The 16,538-nt window shown below is 67.6% G+C and carries 11 protein-coding genes; 7 read left to right on the forward strand and 4 right to left on the reverse strand.

Annotated elements, in window-relative coordinates; translation table 11 throughout:
- Positions 1-15: 15 nt before the first annotated feature.
- The 3 genes from mtnA (at position 16) to ACTJI4_RS10925 (ending at position 6,708) form a co-directional block, all read left to right on the forward strand.
- Entirely contained in the window at positions 16-1,077 is a 1,062-nt protein-coding gene (gene mtnA / locus ACTJI4_RS10915) for an S-methyl-5-thioribose-1-phosphate isomerase (RefSeq protein ID WP_392921674.1), read from the forward strand.
- A 214-nt stretch (positions 1,078-1,291) separates the two neighbouring features.
- Positions 1,292-4,006: a DNA gyrase subunit A gene (gene gyrA / locus ACTJI4_RS10920; protein WP_392921677.1), complete on the forward strand. Its 2,715-nt coding sequence runs from the start codon at positions 1,292-1,294 to the stop codon at positions 4,004-4,006.
- A 161-nt stretch (positions 4,007-4,167) separates the two neighbouring features.
- Positions 4,168-6,708 (forward strand): membrane-bound PQQ-dependent dehydrogenase, glucose/quinate/shikimate family, encoded by a 2,541-nt coding sequence (locus ACTJI4_RS10925; RefSeq protein WP_440869352.1) that lies wholly within the window; start codon positions 4,168-4,170, stop codon positions 6,706-6,708.
- Here the strand turns inward: ACTJI4_RS10925 and ACTJI4_RS10930 are convergent, their stop codons facing one another.
- On the reverse strand, positions 6,709-7,098 hold the full coding sequence (locus ACTJI4_RS10930) for a DUF3037 domain-containing protein (protein ID WP_392921682.1): 390 nt from the start codon (positions 7,096-7,098) through the stop codon (positions 6,709-6,711).
- Positions 7,076-7,852, reverse strand: coding sequence for a HipA family kinase (locus tag ACTJI4_RS10935; RefSeq protein ID WP_440869353.1), 777 nt, complete (start codon positions 7,850-7,852; stop codon positions 7,076-7,078). Before ACTJI4_RS10935 ends, ACTJI4_RS10930 begins: the two co-directional genes overlap by 23 nt.
- A gap of 169 nt (positions 7,853-8,021) precedes the next feature.
- On the opposite strand from ACTJI4_RS10935, the gene ACTJI4_RS10940 reads away from it, so the two are divergent.
- The 4 genes from ACTJI4_RS10940 to ACTJI4_RS10955 all read left to right on the forward strand — a co-directional run bounded on the left by ACTJI4_RS10940 (position 8,022) and on the right by ACTJI4_RS10955 (position 13,844).
- Positions 8,022-10,478 carry a prolyl oligopeptidase family serine peptidase gene (locus ACTJI4_RS10940; protein ID WP_440869354.1) on the forward strand — a complete coding sequence of 819 codons (2,457 nt, stop codon included), beginning with the start codon at positions 8,022-8,024 and terminating at the stop codon, positions 10,476-10,478.
- 243 nt (positions 10,479-10,721) lie between these two features.
- A complete protein-coding gene (locus ACTJI4_RS10945; protein WP_392921690.1) occupies positions 10,722-13,094 on the forward strand; it encodes a GH92 family glycosyl hydrolase in 2,373 nt (790 codons plus the stop codon).
- 1 nt (position 13,095) lies between these two features.
- Positions 13,096-13,488 carry a VOC family protein gene (locus ACTJI4_RS10950; RefSeq protein ID WP_392921692.1) on the forward strand — a complete coding sequence of 131 codons (393 nt, stop codon included), beginning with the start codon at positions 13,096-13,098 and terminating at the stop codon, positions 13,486-13,488.
- Entirely contained in the window at positions 13,485-13,844 is a 360-nt protein-coding gene (locus ACTJI4_RS10955) for a hypothetical protein (RefSeq protein WP_392921695.1), read from the forward strand. Before ACTJI4_RS10950 ends, ACTJI4_RS10955 begins: the two co-directional genes overlap by 4 nt.
- A gap of 10 nt (positions 13,845-13,854) precedes the next feature.
- On the opposite strand, the gene ACTJI4_RS10960 is transcribed toward ACTJI4_RS10955, so the two are convergent.
- Both ACTJI4_RS10960 and ACTJI4_RS10965 read right to left on the reverse strand, forming a co-directional pair.
- Positions 13,855-14,271, reverse strand: a complete 417-nt coding sequence (locus ACTJI4_RS10960) for an EF-hand domain-containing protein (RefSeq protein WP_392921698.1) — start codon at positions 14,269-14,271, stop codon at positions 13,855-13,857.
- A gap of 115 nt (positions 14,272-14,386) precedes the next feature.
- Positions 14,387-16,507, reverse strand: coding sequence for a TonB-dependent receptor family protein (locus ACTJI4_RS10965; protein WP_440869355.1), 2,121 nt, complete (start codon positions 16,505-16,507; stop codon positions 14,387-14,389).
- Between the last annotated feature and the right edge of the window lie 31 nt (positions 16,508-16,538).

The raw sequence follows: 16,538 nt of genomic DNA on the forward strand, positions 1-16,538 counted from the left end.
CGTTACAATGACGGGATGAACGCATCCCCCGACATCGATTACGCCCGCTACGACCACATCCGTCCGATCCTGTGGACAGGTGATGCCCTGCAGCTGCTCGACCAGCGCAAGCTGCCGTTCGTGGTGGAGCATGTGGAATGCCGTGACAGCGACGCGGTGGCTGCCGCCATCCATGCGCTCACCGTGCGCGGCGCGCCGGCCATCGGCATCGCCGCCGCCTGGGGTGTGGTGCTGGCGGCCCAGCAGGTGCAGGCCGACGACGGCGCGCAGGCGCTGGCCAGGCTGGAACCGGCGCTGCAGCGCCTGAACGCATCACGCCCGACCGCTGTCAACCTGGCCTGGGCACTGGCGCGCATGCGCCGCGCCCTGGCGACTGCCGGTGCAGACTGGGCGCAGGTGCTGGCCCGTGAAGCACAGGCGATCGCCGAGGAGGACCTGGCCGCGAACCGCCACATGGGCGCGCTGGGGGCAGGCCTGATCGACGCCGGCAGCGGCGTGCTCACCCACTGCAACACCGGTTCGCTGGCCACGGCCGGCTTCGGCACTGCACTGGGCGTGATCCGCGCCGGGATGGCCCAGCACCGCATCGCCCGGGTGTTTGCCGGCGAAACCCGGCCGTGGCTGCAGGGAGCGCGCCTGACCGTCTGGGAGCTGCAGCAGGATGGTATCGAGGCCACCCTGATCGCCGATTCGGCCGCCTCGCACCTGATGAAGACAGGCGCTGTGCAGTGGGTGGTCGTCGGCGCCGACCGGATCTGCGCGAACGGCGATACCGCCAACAAGATCGGCACCTACCAGCTGGCCATCGCGGCCCGCCACCACGGAGTGAAGTTCATGGTCGTGGCACCGTCGTCCACGGTGGACATGGACACTGCTGACGGCGACCAGATCGAGATCGAGCAGCGCGACCCGGGCGAGCTGTACGGCGTGGGCGGCACCCGCACCGTGGCCGAAGGCATTGCCGCGTGGAATCCGGTGTTCGACGTCACCCCGGGCGCGCTGATCGACGCCATCGTGACCGAGAAGGGCGTGATCCTGAACCCGACGGTCGCCAACATGAAGGCTGCATTCGGTTGATCCACCCGGGGCAGGTACCGACCGTTGGCCGGTACGCCGTCGGTCTCCGCCCAACTACCCCGTAAGTATCTGATTCTCGCGGGTAAAAGCCCTGTAAAAACGGGATATCAGGCCCCTGTTGTGGTAGACTCCGTCAGTTAATCGAGATTCCGGCGCCGCCGCCCCGCAAGGGCCGGCGCGACGGACTGGACCGCTACCAGACAACGGAACCCGAATGGCAGAAAACGCCAAGGAAATCATCCAGGTCAACCTGGAAGACGAGATGCGCAAGAGCTACCTCGATTACGCCATGAGCGTGATCGTGGGGCGCGCCCTCCCGGATGCGCGCGATGGCCTCAAGCCGGTGCATCGCCGCGTGCTGTACGCGATGAACGAGCTGAACGCGCACAGCAACAAGCCTTACTACAAGTCGGCGCGTATCGTCGGTGACGTCATCGGCAAGTACCACCCGCATGGCGACCAGTCGGTGTACGACACCCTGGTGCGCATGGCGCAGCCGTTCTCGCTGCGCTACATGCTGGTGGACGGCCAGGGTAACTTCGGTTCGGTCGACGGCGACTCCGCCGCGGCGATGCGTTACACCGAAGCGCGCATGTCGCGGCTCACCCATGAGCTGATGGCGGACATCGACAAGGAAACCGTCGATTTCCAGCCCAACTACGACGAAAAGGAACTGGAGCCGACGGTCATGCCGACCCGGTTCCCGAACCTGCTGGTCAACGGCTCGGCCGGTATCGCGGTGGGCATGGCGACCAACATCCCGCCGCACAACCTGACCGAAGCGATCAACGCCTGCATCGCGCTGATCGAGAACCCCGAGATCGACGTCGACGGCCTGATGGAGTACATCCCGGGCCCGGATTTCCCCACCGCCGGCATCATCAACGGTACCGCCGGCATCGTCGCCGGCTACCGCACCGGTCGTGGCCGGGTGCGCATCCGCGCCAAGGCCGATATCGAAGTGGCCGACAACGGCCGCGAATCGATCATCGTCACCGAGATCCCGTACCAGGTGAACAAGGCCCGGTTGATCGAAAAGATCGCCGAGCTGGTAAAGGAAAAGAAGCTCGAGGGCATCAGCGAGCTGCGCGATGAGTCCGACAAGGACGGCATGCGCATCTACATCGAGATCAAGCGCGGCGAGTCGGCGGAAGTTGTGTTGAACAACCTCTACCAGCAGACCCAGATGGAATCGGTGTTCGGCATCAACATGGTGGCGCTGGTCGATGGCCGCCCGCAGTTGATGAACCTCAAACAGATGCTCGAGGCCTTCGTGCGCCACCGCCGCGAAGTGGTCACCCGCCGCACCGTGTTCGAGCTGCGCAAGGCGCGCGCCCGTGCCCATGTGCTGGAAGGCCTGACCGTTGCGCTGGCCAACATCGACGAGATGATCGAACTGATCAAGACCTCGCCCAATCCCAACGAAGCCCGCGAGCGCATGCTCGCGCGCCTGTGGGAGCCGGGCCTGGTCGGTTCGATGCTGGGCGCGGCCGGTGCGGAAACCTCGCGGCCGGAAGACCTGCCCAAGGGCGTGGGCCTGATCGAGGGCGGCTACCAGCTGACCGAGATCCAGGCCACCCAGATCCTGGAAATGCGCCTGCACCGCCTGACCGGGCTGGAGCAGGACCGCCTGACCGAAGAGTACAAGCAGCTGCTGGAAACCATCGCCGGGTTGATCCACATCCTGGAAGATCCCGACCGCCTGCTGCAGGTCATCCGCGAAGAGCTGGTCAACGTGCGCACCGAGTTCGGCGACGAACGCCGCACCGAGATCCGCCACAGCGAAGAAGACCTGGACATCCTGGACCTGATCGCACCGGAAGACGTGGTGGTTACCGTGTCGCACGCCGGCTACGTCAAGCGCCAGCCGGTCAGCGCCTACCGCGCCCAGCGTCGTGGCGGCCGCGGCCGCAGTGCGGCGTCGACCAAGGAAGAGGATTTCATCGAACAGCTGTGGCTGGTCAACACGCACGACACGCTGCTGACCTTCACCAGCTCGGGCAAGGTGTTCTGGCTGCCGGTGCACCAGCTGCCCGAAGCCGGCTCGAATGCGCGCGGGCGCCCGATCATCAACTGGATTCCGCTTGAATCCGGTGAGCGGGTGCAGGCGGTGCTGCCGGTACGCGAGTATGCCGAAGGCCAGTTCGTGTTCTTCGCCACCCGCAACGGCACCGTCAAGAAAACCCCGCTCAGCGAGTTCGCGTTCCGCCTGGCGCGGGGCAAGATCGCGATCAACCTCGACGAAGGTGACGCGCTGGTCGGCGTCGGTCTGACCGACGGCGATCGCGACATCCTGCTGTTCGCCTCCAACGGCAAGACCGTGCGCTTCGGCGAAGACCGCGTCCGCTCGATGGGCCGTACCGCCACCGGCGTGCGTGGTATCAAGATGCCCAAGGGCGAGGAAGTGGTCAGCCTGATCGTGGCCGAACGTGCCGGCGGCAGCGAGGACGAGAGCGACGACGACGTGCAGGTGGAAGAGACCACGGTCGAGAACGGCGACGCCGTGATCGAAGGTGGCGACGACGACAGCATGCTGTACATCCTGACCGCAACCGAGAACGGCTACGGCAAGCGCACCCCGCTGCCGGATTACCCGCGCAAGGGCCGTGGTACCCAGGGTGTGATCGGTATCCAGACCACGGAGCGCAACGGCAAGCTGGTCAGTGCGGTGCTGATGGGTTCGCGCGACGAGGTCCTGCTGATCTCCGACGGCGGCACCCTGGTGCGCACCCGTGGCTCGGAAATCTCGCGCGTGGGCCGCAACACCCAGGGCGTGACCCTGATCCGCCTGTCCAAGGACGAGAAGCTGCAGGCGGTGGAGCGGATGGATGCGTCCATCGACGATGTCGAGGATGAGGTCGATACGGCGGCAACGCCGACCGTGGCCGCTCCGGAAACGGCAGTCGGCGACGACACCCCACAGGGTTGATCGACATCGCAAGGTAGAACGGACAACGCCGGCCCAGTGCCGGCGTTGTCCGTTTCGGGGCGCGCAAAGAACGCACGGCATTCACACCCACGCTGGCATAAGCGGAGAAGCCGGCCAGCGGGGAGGCCGGCACAAGGTTCTGCCGTCCCGGGGAGATGCCGATGTCCGCTGCGCCGTCGTCCGATCCGATCGTGGAGGTGCCCGCGCGCCATCCACTCATCACCGTGCTCGCCATCCTCCTGCTGCTGCTGGGTCTGGTGCTCGGCGGCCTCGGCATCTGGCTGGTCCAGCTCGGCGGCTCCTGGTACTACGCACTGGCCGGCCTTGGCCTGCTGGCATCCGGCGTGCTGCTGTGGGGCAACCGTCGCAGCGGCGCCTGGGTGTACCTGCTGGTGTTCGTCGGCACCTTCGGCTGGACGTGGTGGGAATCGGGCAGTGACTACTGGCGCTGGGTGCCGCGCCTGGGCACGATCACCGCACTGGGTTTCCTGCTCGCGCTGCTGTTGCCGACCCTGCGCACGCCGGTGCCGCGGCGCGTCTCCCGCACCCTGGCCGGGGTGCTGGGCCTGATATTCGCGGTGGCTTTCACCCTGGCCTTCGTCCCGCACGGCGCGGTGGCCGGTGCGCACGCATTCCCGGTCGATGCCGCCGGTACCGGGCTGGCCCCGACCCGTGAGGCCAGCCCGCACCCGGCCGACCAGCCCGCCCCGGGCGACTGGACCGCCTGGGGCCGCAGCAACGCCGGCACGCGCTATTCACCGCTGCAGCAGATCACCCCGGCCAATGTCAGCGAGCTTGAGCTGGCCTGGCAGTTCCGCACCGGCGACCTGCCGAAGAAGCGCTGGGGCGCCGAGACCACCCCGCTGAAGGTGGGCGACAGCCTGTACCTGTGCACCGCGCGCAACCAGCTGATCGCGCTGGACGCGGCAACCGGCAAGGAACGCTGGCGCTTCAATCCCAAGGTGAAGGATGCTTCGATTCCCTACACGGCCGCGTGCCGGGGGGTGGCCTACTACGAAGTGCCCGGCGTGCCGCAGGTTGACCCCGTACTGGCCGACGTCGCCGCCGACCTGGCACTGCCCGAACCGCCGCCCAGCCTGGGCACCCGGCCGCTGGCGCCGGGCAACCGCGCGCTGTGCGCGGCACGCATCATCGAAGGCACGCTGGATGGGCGCCTGATCGCGGTCGACGCCGCCACCGGCCGGCCGTGCCCGGGCTTCGGCAACAACGGCCAGGTCGACATCACCCTGGGCATGGGCGAGGTGCCACCGGGCTATGTCTCCATTACCTCGCCGCCGGCGATCGTGCGCGGGGTGATCGTCACCGGCCACCAGGTGCTGGACGGACAGCGCCGCGATGCCCCCTCCGGGGTCATCCAGGCCTACGACGCACAGACCGGCAAGCTGCGCTGGGCGTGGGACATGGATGCACCCGACCGCAGCGGACTGCCACCGCAGGGCCAGACCTACACGCGCGGCACCCCCAACATGTGGACCACTGCCACCGGCGATGAGCAGCTGGGGCTGGTGTACCTGCCAATGGGCAATTCGGCCGGCGACTACTGGAGCGGTTCGCGCACCGAAAACCAGAACCGCTATGCGACCTCGCTGGTGGCGTTGGACGTGGCCACCGGCAAACCGGTCTGGAACTTCCAGGCAGTGCGCAAGGATGTCTGGGATTACGACCTGGGCTCGCAGGCCACATTGATTGATTTCCCGACCGCCGCCGGCAAGGTGGCGGCGATCCTGCTGCCGACCAAGCAGGGCGATCTGTACGTGCTGGACCGGCGCACCGGCGCGCTGCTGACGCCGTCGGAAGAGCGCGCGGTGCCCGGCGGCGGGGTAGAGCCCGAACAACGTGCGCCGACCCAGCGATTCTCGCTGTACCACACGCTGCGCAAGCCCGACCTGACCGAGCGCGACATGTGGGGCATCACCCCGATCGACCAGCTGGTGTGTCGCATCCAGTTCCGCAGGGCCAGTTATCAAGGGTTCTATACGCCGCCAACGGCTGACCGCCATTCCATCGAGTACCCGGGCTACAACGGCGGTTCGGACTGGGGCAGCGTCGCGGTGGATCCGCGCCATGGCGTGATCGTGGCCAACTACAACGACATGCCCAACTACAACCGGCTGGTGCCGCGCGCCGAAGCGGACCGCAAGGGCTGGGTGCCGCGTGAGCAGGTGCGTGCCGACCGCGGCGGCGCTGAAGGGGCAGGGGATCCGCAGACCGGCACCCCGTATGCCATCGACGTCAACGCCGGCTGGCGGCTGCCGTTCACCAAGCTGCTGTGCAAGCAGCCGCCGTATGGGGGCATCCGCGCGATCGACCTACGCACGGGCCAGCTGCTATGGGACCGCCCGTTCGGCAGTGCGCGTGGCAATGGACCGTTCGGCATCCGCTCCGGCCTGCCCATCGAGATCGGTACGCCGAACAACGGCGGCTCGGCGGTCACCGCCAGCGGCTTGATCTTCATCGCGGCCGCCACCGACGACCTGCTGCGCGCCATCGACCTGAAGACCGGAAAGGAGCTGTGGCACGCCAAGCTGCCGGCCGGTGGCCAGGCCAACCCGATGGTCTACGAATACGCCGGCCGCCAATACGTGGTGATCATGGCCGGCGGCCACCATTTCATGGAAACCCCGGCCGGCGATTACGTGATGGCCTATGCGTTGCCGAAACAGCCGGCAACACCCCGGTAATCACACCACCCGCACCATCTTCCGCATCAGGTGCTCCACCACGCCCTCGGGATCTGCGGTGCGTCCCACATGCGTGCTGGACATCTGCACCACCGAACTGCGCTTGGCGGTGAGGAAATGGAACCGCGCGCGCGCCGGCAGCTGCGCGATGGGGCCTGCGGTTGCGTCGCCCCTGCAGATCGCCACGATGGCATCCAGCCAGGGCTGCAGCGCTTCGAGGTCGAGCGACGGCGCGAATGCCTGCATCCGCGCCGGATCGATCTCGATCGCCGCCTGCAGGTGTCGGGCACCCGGACAGGAAACGATCACTCCTACGTTGATGAACTCTTCGCGTTCCACCCGCGGTACCACGCGGATGACCGCATAGTCATACGTGTGCAGCGTGGGCACGGATGGCCTCCTGTACGAACGCGGCGCGTGCCTGCAGGCGGCGCTTGAGGTAATCGACATACGCCTGGCGATACGCCACCGGGCTGTCGAACGCCGGTTCTCCCACCAGCCAGCTGTCCGGCACCAGCGCGACGATGCGTTCAATCTCCGCATCCGGCAGCCGCGCCGCCATCTCACCATCCACCTCGGCGATTTTCGTGGCGAACGACAGCAGTACCTGGTCGCGGATCAGCACGAAGGGCTTTTCGCAGGCTTCGCCCGCATTGGCCCAATCGTGGTGGAAGTACATCGCCGCACCGTGGTCGATCAGGTACAGCTTGCGGTGCCACACCATCAGGTTCGGGTTGCGTGCGGTGCGGTCCACATTGCTGGTGAAGGCATCGAACCACACGATCCGCGAGGCGAGGTCGGCATCCACCGGCATCGCCGCCACGTCATAGTTGATCGCGCCGGGCAGGTAATCGCTGCCCAGGTTGAGGCCTTCGCTGGCGCGGATCAGGTCCTGGATTTCCGGGTCCGGCTCGGTGCGTGCGAACTCGCGGTCAAGCTCGACGAACACGATCTCCGGAATCGGCAGGCCCAGCGTGCGTGCCAGCTCGCCGGCAATCAGTTCGGCAATCAACGCCTTCGGGCCCTGGCCGGCGCCCCGGAACTTGAGCACGACCATGCCATCGTCGTCGGTCTCGACCACGGCGGGCAGCGAGCCGCCTTCGCGGAGCGGGGTGATGTAACGAAGCGCGTGGACGGTACGCAAGGGGCATCCAGTGATGGAACGAACGGCGCCACTTTACCGCATTGGCCAACGCAGCCCGAACGCACATCCAGTGCTTTCGGCCCATTCCCGGCACAGCCCCCGGTGCTAGATTCAGGGGCATGCCGGCGACATGTGCGCCGCCGGGACCCACACCTTCAAGGGGATCTGGATGCTCATCCGTCGTACCTGTCTTGCCACGGCCGTTGCCGCGGCCGCGCTCTGCCTTGCTGCACCGGCATTCGCCGATTACGCCAAGCCACCGGAGCAGCTGCTCAAGGTCCTCAAGGCGCCGCCACCGCCGCAGCCCAGCCTGGACCCGAGCGGGCAGCGGCTGCTGCTGACCACGCTGCAGACCTATCCGTCGATCGAGCGCGTGGCCCAGCCGTACCTGAAGCTGGCCGGCGTGCGGCTGGAGCCGAAGAACCGCAGTCGCCACGATACCCAGGGCGGCTACGGCATTCCGGCCTGCGTCGCGGACTTCTCGCTGGTCGATGTCGGCACCGCCCGCACCACCAAAGTGGTGCTGCCACAGGGCTGTGCCGGCGTGGCGCAGTGGTCGGCCGATGGCAGCCACTTCGCGTTCCAGAACGCAGTAGATACCTCGGTGCAGCTGTGGGTCGGTGATGCGCAGACCGGCCAGGTCAAGCAGATCCCGGGCGTGCAGCTCAATCCCATCTTCGGTTACACCGTGCAGTGGCTGGGCGGCGGCCAGCAGCTGCTGGTCAAGACCGTGCCGGCCAACCAGGGCCCGGCGCCGACCAGCGGCAACGGTCGCGGTGGCCCGGACGTGCAGGAATCGCTGGGCAGCAGCGGCGAGAGCAGCACCTACGAAGCCCGCGACACCCTGACCAGCGCGCATGACGAAGCCCTGTTCGCGTACTACGGTGCCTCGCAGCTGGCCGTGGTGGACGCCAGCGCCGGCAGCGTGCGCGCCATCGGCGCGCCGGCGCTGTACAACGAAGTCAATGCAGCGCCCGATGGCGTGCATGTACTCACCGAAACCCTCAAGGCGCCGTTCTCGCACGCGGTGACTTACCAGCGTTTCGCCAATGACGTGGCGGTGGTCGACCTCGGCACGGGCCGCAGCACGCCGATCGCCAGCCTGCCGCTGGCCGACCGCGTGCCGGTGCACGGCGTGCCCGAAGGCCCGCGCGATTTCGATTGGCGCTCCACCGAGCCGGCCACGCTGGTCTATGCCGAAGCGCTGGACAAGGGCGACTGGAAAGTGACCGTGCCGCACCGCGACCGCGTGCTGGCGCTGAAGGCACCGTTCTCCGCAAAACCGCAGGAAATCGCGCGGACCGCGCAGCGCTTCGAAGGCATTGCCTGGAGCGCGGATCCGGCGGTGTCGTTCCTGTTCGAAAACGATGAGAACCGCCACTGGCGGCAGACCCGCATCGTCGATGTCGACCAGCCCGGGAAAGAAGGCCGCCTGCTCTGGGACCTGTCCAGCGACGAGCTGTACGCCGACCCGGGCAACCTGGTGTTCAAGCGCCTGCCCAACGGCGCGCCGGTGGTACGCCAGGACGGCCGCTTCGTGTTCCTGCGCGGGCAGGGCAGTTCGCCGCAGGGCGACCGTCCGTTCCTCGACCGCCTGGACCTGGACTCGCTCAAGACCGAGCGCCTGTTCCGCAGTGACGCCGACGCCTATGAGCAGGTGTTGGGCCTGACCGCCACCCCGGGCCGCTACCTGACCTGGCACCAGTCGGTGATGGACCCGCCGAATGCGTTCGTGCGCCAGCAGGGTGAGCGCGCTGCCACCGCAAGAGACGGCGAGGCCCAATACGCCTCCACCGCCACCGCGTTGACCACGCTCACCGACCCGACCCCCGAAGTGCGCCAGATCAAGAAGCGCCTGGTCACCTACAGGCGCGCCGACGGCGTGGATCTGTCGTTCACCCTGTACACCCCGCCGGGCTACCAGGAAGGCCAGCGCGTGCCGGCGATCCTGTACGCGTACCCGGCCGACTTCGCCAATGCGGCGCAGGCCGGGCAGGTCTCCGGGTCGCAGCAGACCTTCACCCGCCTGGCGCCGTACCGACTGATGCTGCTGGCCGGCTACGCGATCATCGACAACGCCGCGTTCCCGATCGTGGGTGATCCGAAGAACGCCTACGACACTTACCTGGAGCAGCTTGAAGCCGATGCCAAGGCCGCAGTCGACAAGGCGGTGGACCTGGGCGTGGTGGACCGCAACCGGATCGGCGTCACCGGGCACAGCCATGGCGGCCTGATGACCGCCAACCTGATCGCGCACACCAACCTGTTCAAGGCTGGCGTAGCCACCAGCGGTTCGTACAACAAGACCTTCACCCCGTTCGGCTTCCAGAACGAGCGGCGCTCGGTGTGGCAGGCGCAGGACGTGTACCTGAAGGCCTCGCCGTTCTTCTATGCGGACAAGATCAAGCTGCCGCTGCTGCTGGTCCACGGCGAGGATGATGCCAACCCGGGTACCGAACCGTTCCAGTCGCGCAAGCTGTACCAGGCGATCCGCGGCAACGGCGGGATCACCCGGCTGGTGATGCTGCCCAACGAGCCGCACTGGTATACCGCGCTGGAATCCAACGAGCAGCTGGTGTCGGAAATGCTCAACTGGTTCGACACCTACGTCAAAAACGCAAGGTAGAGCCACGCCCTGCGTGGCTGGGGCACTGGACATCGGGGAGCCACGCAGGGCGTGGCTCTACGATCTGCGGGGGATGAAGCGACTCGCGGAGGAGCGTCGCGTACGGCGATCTCGATGCTCTGCGCATCCCTGGCAGTGCCATTGGTCTGATTGCGGAGCGGGTTTGGATCGATACAATCGATCCAGCCACGCCGGACGTGGCGCAACGTTGATGGCCCGTCCTTTCCGCTTTGGGAGTTCGTCGTGCACCGTTCGATGCTGGTTGCCGTTTCGCTTGTCTTGACCGCCGCGCCCTGCGCCCTGCAGGCCGCCGACCTCGCCGCCGAGGTCAATCCCTTCATCGGCACCACCAATGCCGGCAACGTGTATCCGGGTCCGTCGATGCCGTTCGGCATGGTGGCCTTCAGTCCCGAGATGACGCCGCTGCCGGGCAAACGCTTCGCGATCGCGGCACCGGGCGGGTACGAGTGGCGCGGCAACGGCGTGCGCGGCTTCAGCCTGACCCACGTGTCAGGCACCGGCTGCACCGGGGCCAGCGGCGATGTGCCGATCATGCCGATCACCACCAAGGTGGAACTGTCGCCGTCGTCGGCCGAGGCCGGGCTGCGCTATGCCAGCGTGCTGGACCACACGCGCGAATCGGCCAGCCCCGGCGCGTACCAGCTCACGCTCGACAACGGCGTGGTGGTGGACCTGGGCGCCACCGCGCGCACGGCGGTGGGACAGTTCCAGTTCCCGGCCGACAAGCCGGCCAACCTGCTGTTCCGTACCTCCGACAGTGAGGTGGGCAGCACTGATTCCAGCATCGTGATCGATCCGGCCACGCGCACCGTGCGCGGCACGGTCACCGCCGGCAACTTCTGCGGTTACCTCGCCGAGGATCGCCGCGAGAGTTACTACACGCTGCATTTCGTTGCCGAATTCGACCAGCCCTTCGAGGTCGGCGGCACCTGGCGCGACGAGACCGTGCAGGCCGGTGCGCGCGAAGGCAGTGGCGGTACCAGCTACGGCACCCAGGGCCACCCGCCGGTGGGCAAGGGTGCAGGCGGCTGGATCCAGTTCGATCCCAAGCGCAGCCCGAAGGTGACCGCGCGCGTCGGCATTTCCTACGTGGACGAGGCCGGTGCACGCGCCAACCTGCGCCGCGAAAGCCCGGTCGGCACGACCGTGGAAGCGACCCAGGCGGCGACCCGCGCCGAATGGAACAAGGCGCTGGGCCAGGTGCGCGTGGCCGGCGGAACGCCCGACGAACGCACCGTGTTCTACACCGCGCTGTACCACACGCTGCTGGCGCCCAACCTGTTCAGTGACGGCGATGGCCGCTATCGCGGGATGGACGGCAAGGTGCATGCGCTGTCGAAGGGTCAGCGTGCGCAGTACGCCAACTACTCCGGCTGGGATGTGTACCGCTCGCAGCTGCAGCTGGTCACGCTGCTGCAGCCGCAGGTCGGCTCGGACATCGCGCAGTCGCTGCTCAACCAGGCCGACCAGAACGGCGGCGTGTGGGATCGCTGGACGCACCTGACCGGTGCCACCGGCGTGATGAACGGCGATCCGTCGCCGCCGTCGGTCGCTGCGATCCACGCGTTCGGGGGGCGCAACTTCGATCTGAAACGCGCCTATGCCTCGCTCAAGCAGGCGGCCACGGTGCCGACCGAACGCGACCTCAGCCGGCGCGGCTGCCCCGTGCTGTGTGTCGGCCAGCGGCCGGGCCTGGACCAGTGGATGGCGCTGAAGTACATGCCGGTGGGCGCGCCGGGCTGGGGCACCGCCTCGGACACGCTGGAAATGGCGGCGGCGGATTTCGGCCTTGCGGAACTTGCCAATGCCGCAGGCGACACAGAGGGGGCGGCACTGTTCCGGCAGCGCTCCGGCTGGTGGCGCAACCTGTACAACCCCAAGGCCACCGCCCAGGCCGGCTACATCCAGCCGCGCAATGCCGATGGCAGCTGGCCGGTGTTCGATCCGGCCTCGGATGAGGAGTTCGTCGAAGGCAGCGGTGCGCAGTACCTGTGGATGGTGCCGTTCGACCCGGCCGGGTTGATCGCCACGCTTGGCGGCCGCGACGCGGCCATCCAGCGCCTGGATGCATTCTTCCGCAAGGAAGACGGCGCGTGGGCGGTGACAAAATCGGGCCCGCTGCATGCCGAGCTGGACAACGAGCCCTCGGTGGCGGCACCGTGGCTGTACAACTTCGTCGGCCAGCCGTGGAAAACACAGGAAACCGTGCGCCAGGCCATGCGCCAGATCTGGACCAACGCGCCCGAAGGCATGCCTGGCAACGATGACCTGGGCCAGATGTCGTCGTGGTACGTGTGGTCGGCGTTGGGCCTGTACCCGCTGTACCCGGGCCGTGCCGACCTGGTGATCGGCAGCCCGCTGTTCCGCGAAGCGGTCATCCAGCGCCCCGGCGCCACCCTGACCATCACGGCCAACGGCGCGGCGATGGACGCACCGTACGTGCAGTCGCTGCGCGTGGACGGCAAGCCCAGCGAGGCCAGCTGGTTGCCGGCCAGCGTGGTGCAGAAGGGCGGCACCCTGGAGTTTGAGCTGGGCACGGCGAAGAACACGCAATGGGGCACCGCCACGCTGCCGCCGTCGTATGGGCCGAACTGACATGCTGCACCACATTTCGCTCGGCGTTCGCGACCTGGTTGCTGCCGGCAGGTTCTACGATGCAGCGTTGAACGCGTTGGGCTACCGCCGTGTGTTCGAGGACGACACGGCGATCGGTTACGGACTGATCGATGACCAGGATCTTCTTTGCTTGAAGCTCCGGGACGATGCCAGCGCACCGGGGGCCGGCTTCCACTTGGCCTTCGCGGCACTGTCGCGTGAGGCAGTTGATGCCTTCCATCGCGCCGCCCTCCAGGCCGGCGGTCGTGATAACGGTGCGGCGGGGTTGCGGCCGGATTACGGCGACGGTTACTACGCAGCATTCGTCATCGACCCGGATGGTCACCGGATCGAGGCGGTGGTCAACGCCGTGGCAGGGCCCAGCCAAGCGTGAATTTCACCCATCCGCTCCTGCAGCGCAGTGCCTGCATCCTGCCGTGGGTGGGGTTGGCCGCGAGTGTGGCCATGGCATTCGTGGTGACCCTGTTCGGGGCACTGCTGCTGCCGCAGTTCGTGGAGATGTTCGGCAGCGCCGGCCAGCCATTGCCGTGGATCAGCCGCGTCTACAGCCAGGGCTATCTGCTGGCCTGGATGGCGCCGCTGCTGGTGGGGGCGTGCTGGTACCTGGGCCCGCCCATCGCCGGCCGCATCCTGGCCGGGCTGCTGGGCCTAGGGGCTGGAGTGCTGGGCTCGGTGGGCGTGCTGTTTGCGATGTACCTGCCTTACTTCATGCTGGGTTCGCTGGTCTGACCGGCGTTGCCTAGGGTCGCCAGAACCCGACCTGCAGCTCGGCCAAGGTCAGGTCGTTGTCATGGTTGGTGTCCAGCGACTGGAAGCGCATCTCCGCCACGCGGCGCACTTCCTCGTCGCTCAGCTCGCCATCACCGTTGAGATCGGCGACCCGGATGCGGTCTGCACCCGTGAGCTGGCCATCGCGGTCGGGGCCGAGCAGGGCCTGTACTTCTTCGACCGTGACCCGGTAGTTGTGATCGGCATCGAGCGTGCGGAACAGCGCGCTGCCGTCGTACTCGTCTTCGCTGACCAGTCCGTCGCTGTTCCTGTCGAGCGTGGCGAAACGGGTGGCGGCGGTGTCGCCCATCGATTGGGCGTGGCCTGCGGCGGCAACGCCCAGGCAGAGCAGGAGGGAACAGGCGAGGCGCGATGCGATCTGGCTCACGGGAAGCTCCGCAGCAGGGCAGGGAAGGCATTCAGTCTCCGCCGTGCAGGCGGGTACGGCTACGGCAATCCCCGCGTCCGGCGCCAGTATTTCTACTGGCGCCGCTCCGTCTGCTTCAATTGAAGCGCCAGCGGATGCCTGCGTACACCCCGCGCCCGTCGCCCGGTGTCGAGCGGGCCACGTCCTTGCCAGCGTCGTCATAGCCCGGCGTGACGGTGGCCGCGTAATGGCGATCGCCCAGATTGCGCAGCTCGGCCCAGGCCTGCCACCGACCGTTCGGGGCATCGAAGCCCACGCGCGTGCCGAAGATCAGATGACTGTCGGCGCGGAAGCTGTTGGCGTAGTCCACGAACATCGACGAGGCGTATTCGGTGTTGACCGCGGCGTAGAGCCCGGTCGGATGATCGAAGCGCAGTTCGCCCTGGTAGTAGTGGCGCGGCAGGCCCGGCAGGCGGTTGCTGCCGAAGCGGGCATCGTGGCGGTAGCGGAAGTCGCTGAAGGCGTACGCCTGGCGCAGCGAGAGGCGACCGTCGGCGCCCTGCCACAGGGTGCTGTCCAGCCCGGCCTCGATGCCACGGTGCACGGTCGGGCTGGCGTTGTTCTCGGCCACGAACAGGTTCGGCACCGGAGCGACTTCCACGCTCAGCAGTTCATGCAGCACGCGCGCGTAGTAGCCGGTCAGTTCCCAGCGGCCCAGTGCGCTGTCGCCGCGCGCGCCCAGTTCGAGCGTGGTGGCGGTCTGGTTGTCCAGCGCAACCGGTGCGCGCTGGCGCCCACTGGAGGCACCGTTGCCGGGGGCGAAGTACAGGTTCGAGCCCCAGATCATCGACCACGGGTGCGCCGGTTCCACCGAGCGGCTCAGGTTGCCGAACCACTGCGTGGCAGGTGTCTGCTGCCAGGTGAAGCCCACGCGTGGTGCGTAATCCCAGTCACTTCCCGACATCCGCCCGGGGGTGCTCGGCCAGGTAACCTGCACGTCGTGGCGCGTGTTGATCAGTGCAAGGCCGGTCTGCAGGCGCAGGGTGTCGCTCAGCGCCAGGTCGTTGCCTGCATGCAGCGTGCTGTGGGTGCCGTGGTGGGAGAAGTCGCGGGTGTGGGTGCCGGCGGGGTACCCGTTGCTGGGGTAGCGCAGGGTTTCGCGCACGTCCGCATCCAGGTCGTGGGTGATGCGCAGGCCGAGCGTGGTCACGCTGTCGCGCCCGAACAGCTGGTGCTGCCGCCGGTAATCCAGCGTGGCGTTGAGGTTGGTGTAATCCAGCTGCTGCCGATACAGGCTCTCGTTGAGATCCATCGGGTAGTGGTGGTAGACCAGCCCGGCCTGCAGTGAGGAATCGCCATCGATCTGCAGCGTGGTCACGTTGCCCAGCCAGGTGCTGCCCGGCTGTGGGCGCTGCGCATCGATCGCCAGGTTGGCTGGGTTGGCCGCGCGGGGATCGTTGCGGATCTGTGCGCGGGTCAGGCGCCCGGGCGTCTGGTGGTTGGTTTCGCGGTAGCGCAGGAAGAAGCGCGTTTCCAGCTCCGGAGTGATCTGCCAACCCACGTTGGCCATTGCGCCTTTGCCGTCGCCGGCGGCGTGCCGCTGGTAGCCGTCGTATTCGGTATCGGTGTAGGCCAGGAAGTAGTCCACGTCGCCCGCCACGCCGCCGTAGCCCACGCTGCGCTTCTGGTAGCCACGGCTGCCGGCGTCGTACTGCAGCTCCAGGCCGGCGGCATCACGACCGCTGCGGCTGACGTAGTTGATCGCGCCGCCCAGCGCCAGCGCACCGGTTTCAAACCCGTTGGCCCCGCGCAGCACCTCGGCGCGGCTGAGCCAGAGTGGCTCCAGCAGTTCGTAAGGGGTACCGCCCGGGCCGGTGAGGGGCAGCCCGTCCAGCGAAACGGAGATGCCGGACGCATGCGCGCCGGGACCACGATTGATGCCCGAGCCCCGAATGGACACCTTGGCCCCTTCGTTGCCGGGCGACTGCGCGCTGATGCCGGGCTGGTAGGCCAGCACATCGGCGGTGCCGGCCAGGCGGCCGTCGGTGCGGGCCAGGTCGATCACATTGCCGGCACCGGGCACGCGCTTGAGCGCGGCACGGGCCTGTTCGGTGGTGTCGGCGGCGGTGACGTTGACCGATTCCAGCGTGGTCGGCTTGTCAGCCGGGGCGGCGGAGGCGGTGGCAACCAGTACGGTGGAAAGGGTCAGGCTCAGCGTGGACAGGGTGGGGCGGTGCAGCGACAGGAGAGGGGGCATGCGTATGGAATCGGTACGAAATGGGGCAGCG

Origin of the sequence: Stenotrophomonas sp. 22385 (assembly GCF_052045085.1) — a bacterium.
Taxonomy (GTDB): Bacteria; Pseudomonadota; Gammaproteobacteria; order Xanthomonadales; family Xanthomonadaceae; genus Stenotrophomonas.

Bases quoted from the DNA above. Each gene is read 5' to 3' on its own strand.
- ACTJI4_RS10950 (WP_392921692.1), top strand. From the start codon at position 13,096: ATGCTGCACCACATTTCGCTCGGCGTTCGCGACCTGGTTGCTGCCGGC.
- ACTJI4_RS10925 (WP_440869352.1), top strand. From the start codon at position 4,168: ATGTCCGCTGCGCCGTCGTCCGATCCGATCGTGGAGGTGCCCGCGCGC.
- ACTJI4_RS10965 (WP_440869355.1), bottom strand. From the start codon at position 16,507: ATGCCCCCTCTCCTGTCGCTGCACCGCCCCACCCTGTCCACGCTGAGC.
- ACTJI4_RS10940 (WP_440869354.1), top strand. From the start codon at position 8,022: ATGCTCATCCGTCGTACCTGTCTTGCCACGGCCGTTGCCGCGGCCGCG.
- gyrA (WP_392921677.1), top strand. From the start codon at position 1,292: ATGGCAGAAAACGCCAAGGAAATCATCCAGGTCAACCTGGAAGACGAG.
- mtnA (WP_392921674.1), top strand. From the start codon at position 16: ATGAACGCATCCCCCGACATCGATTACGCCCGCTACGACCACATCCGT.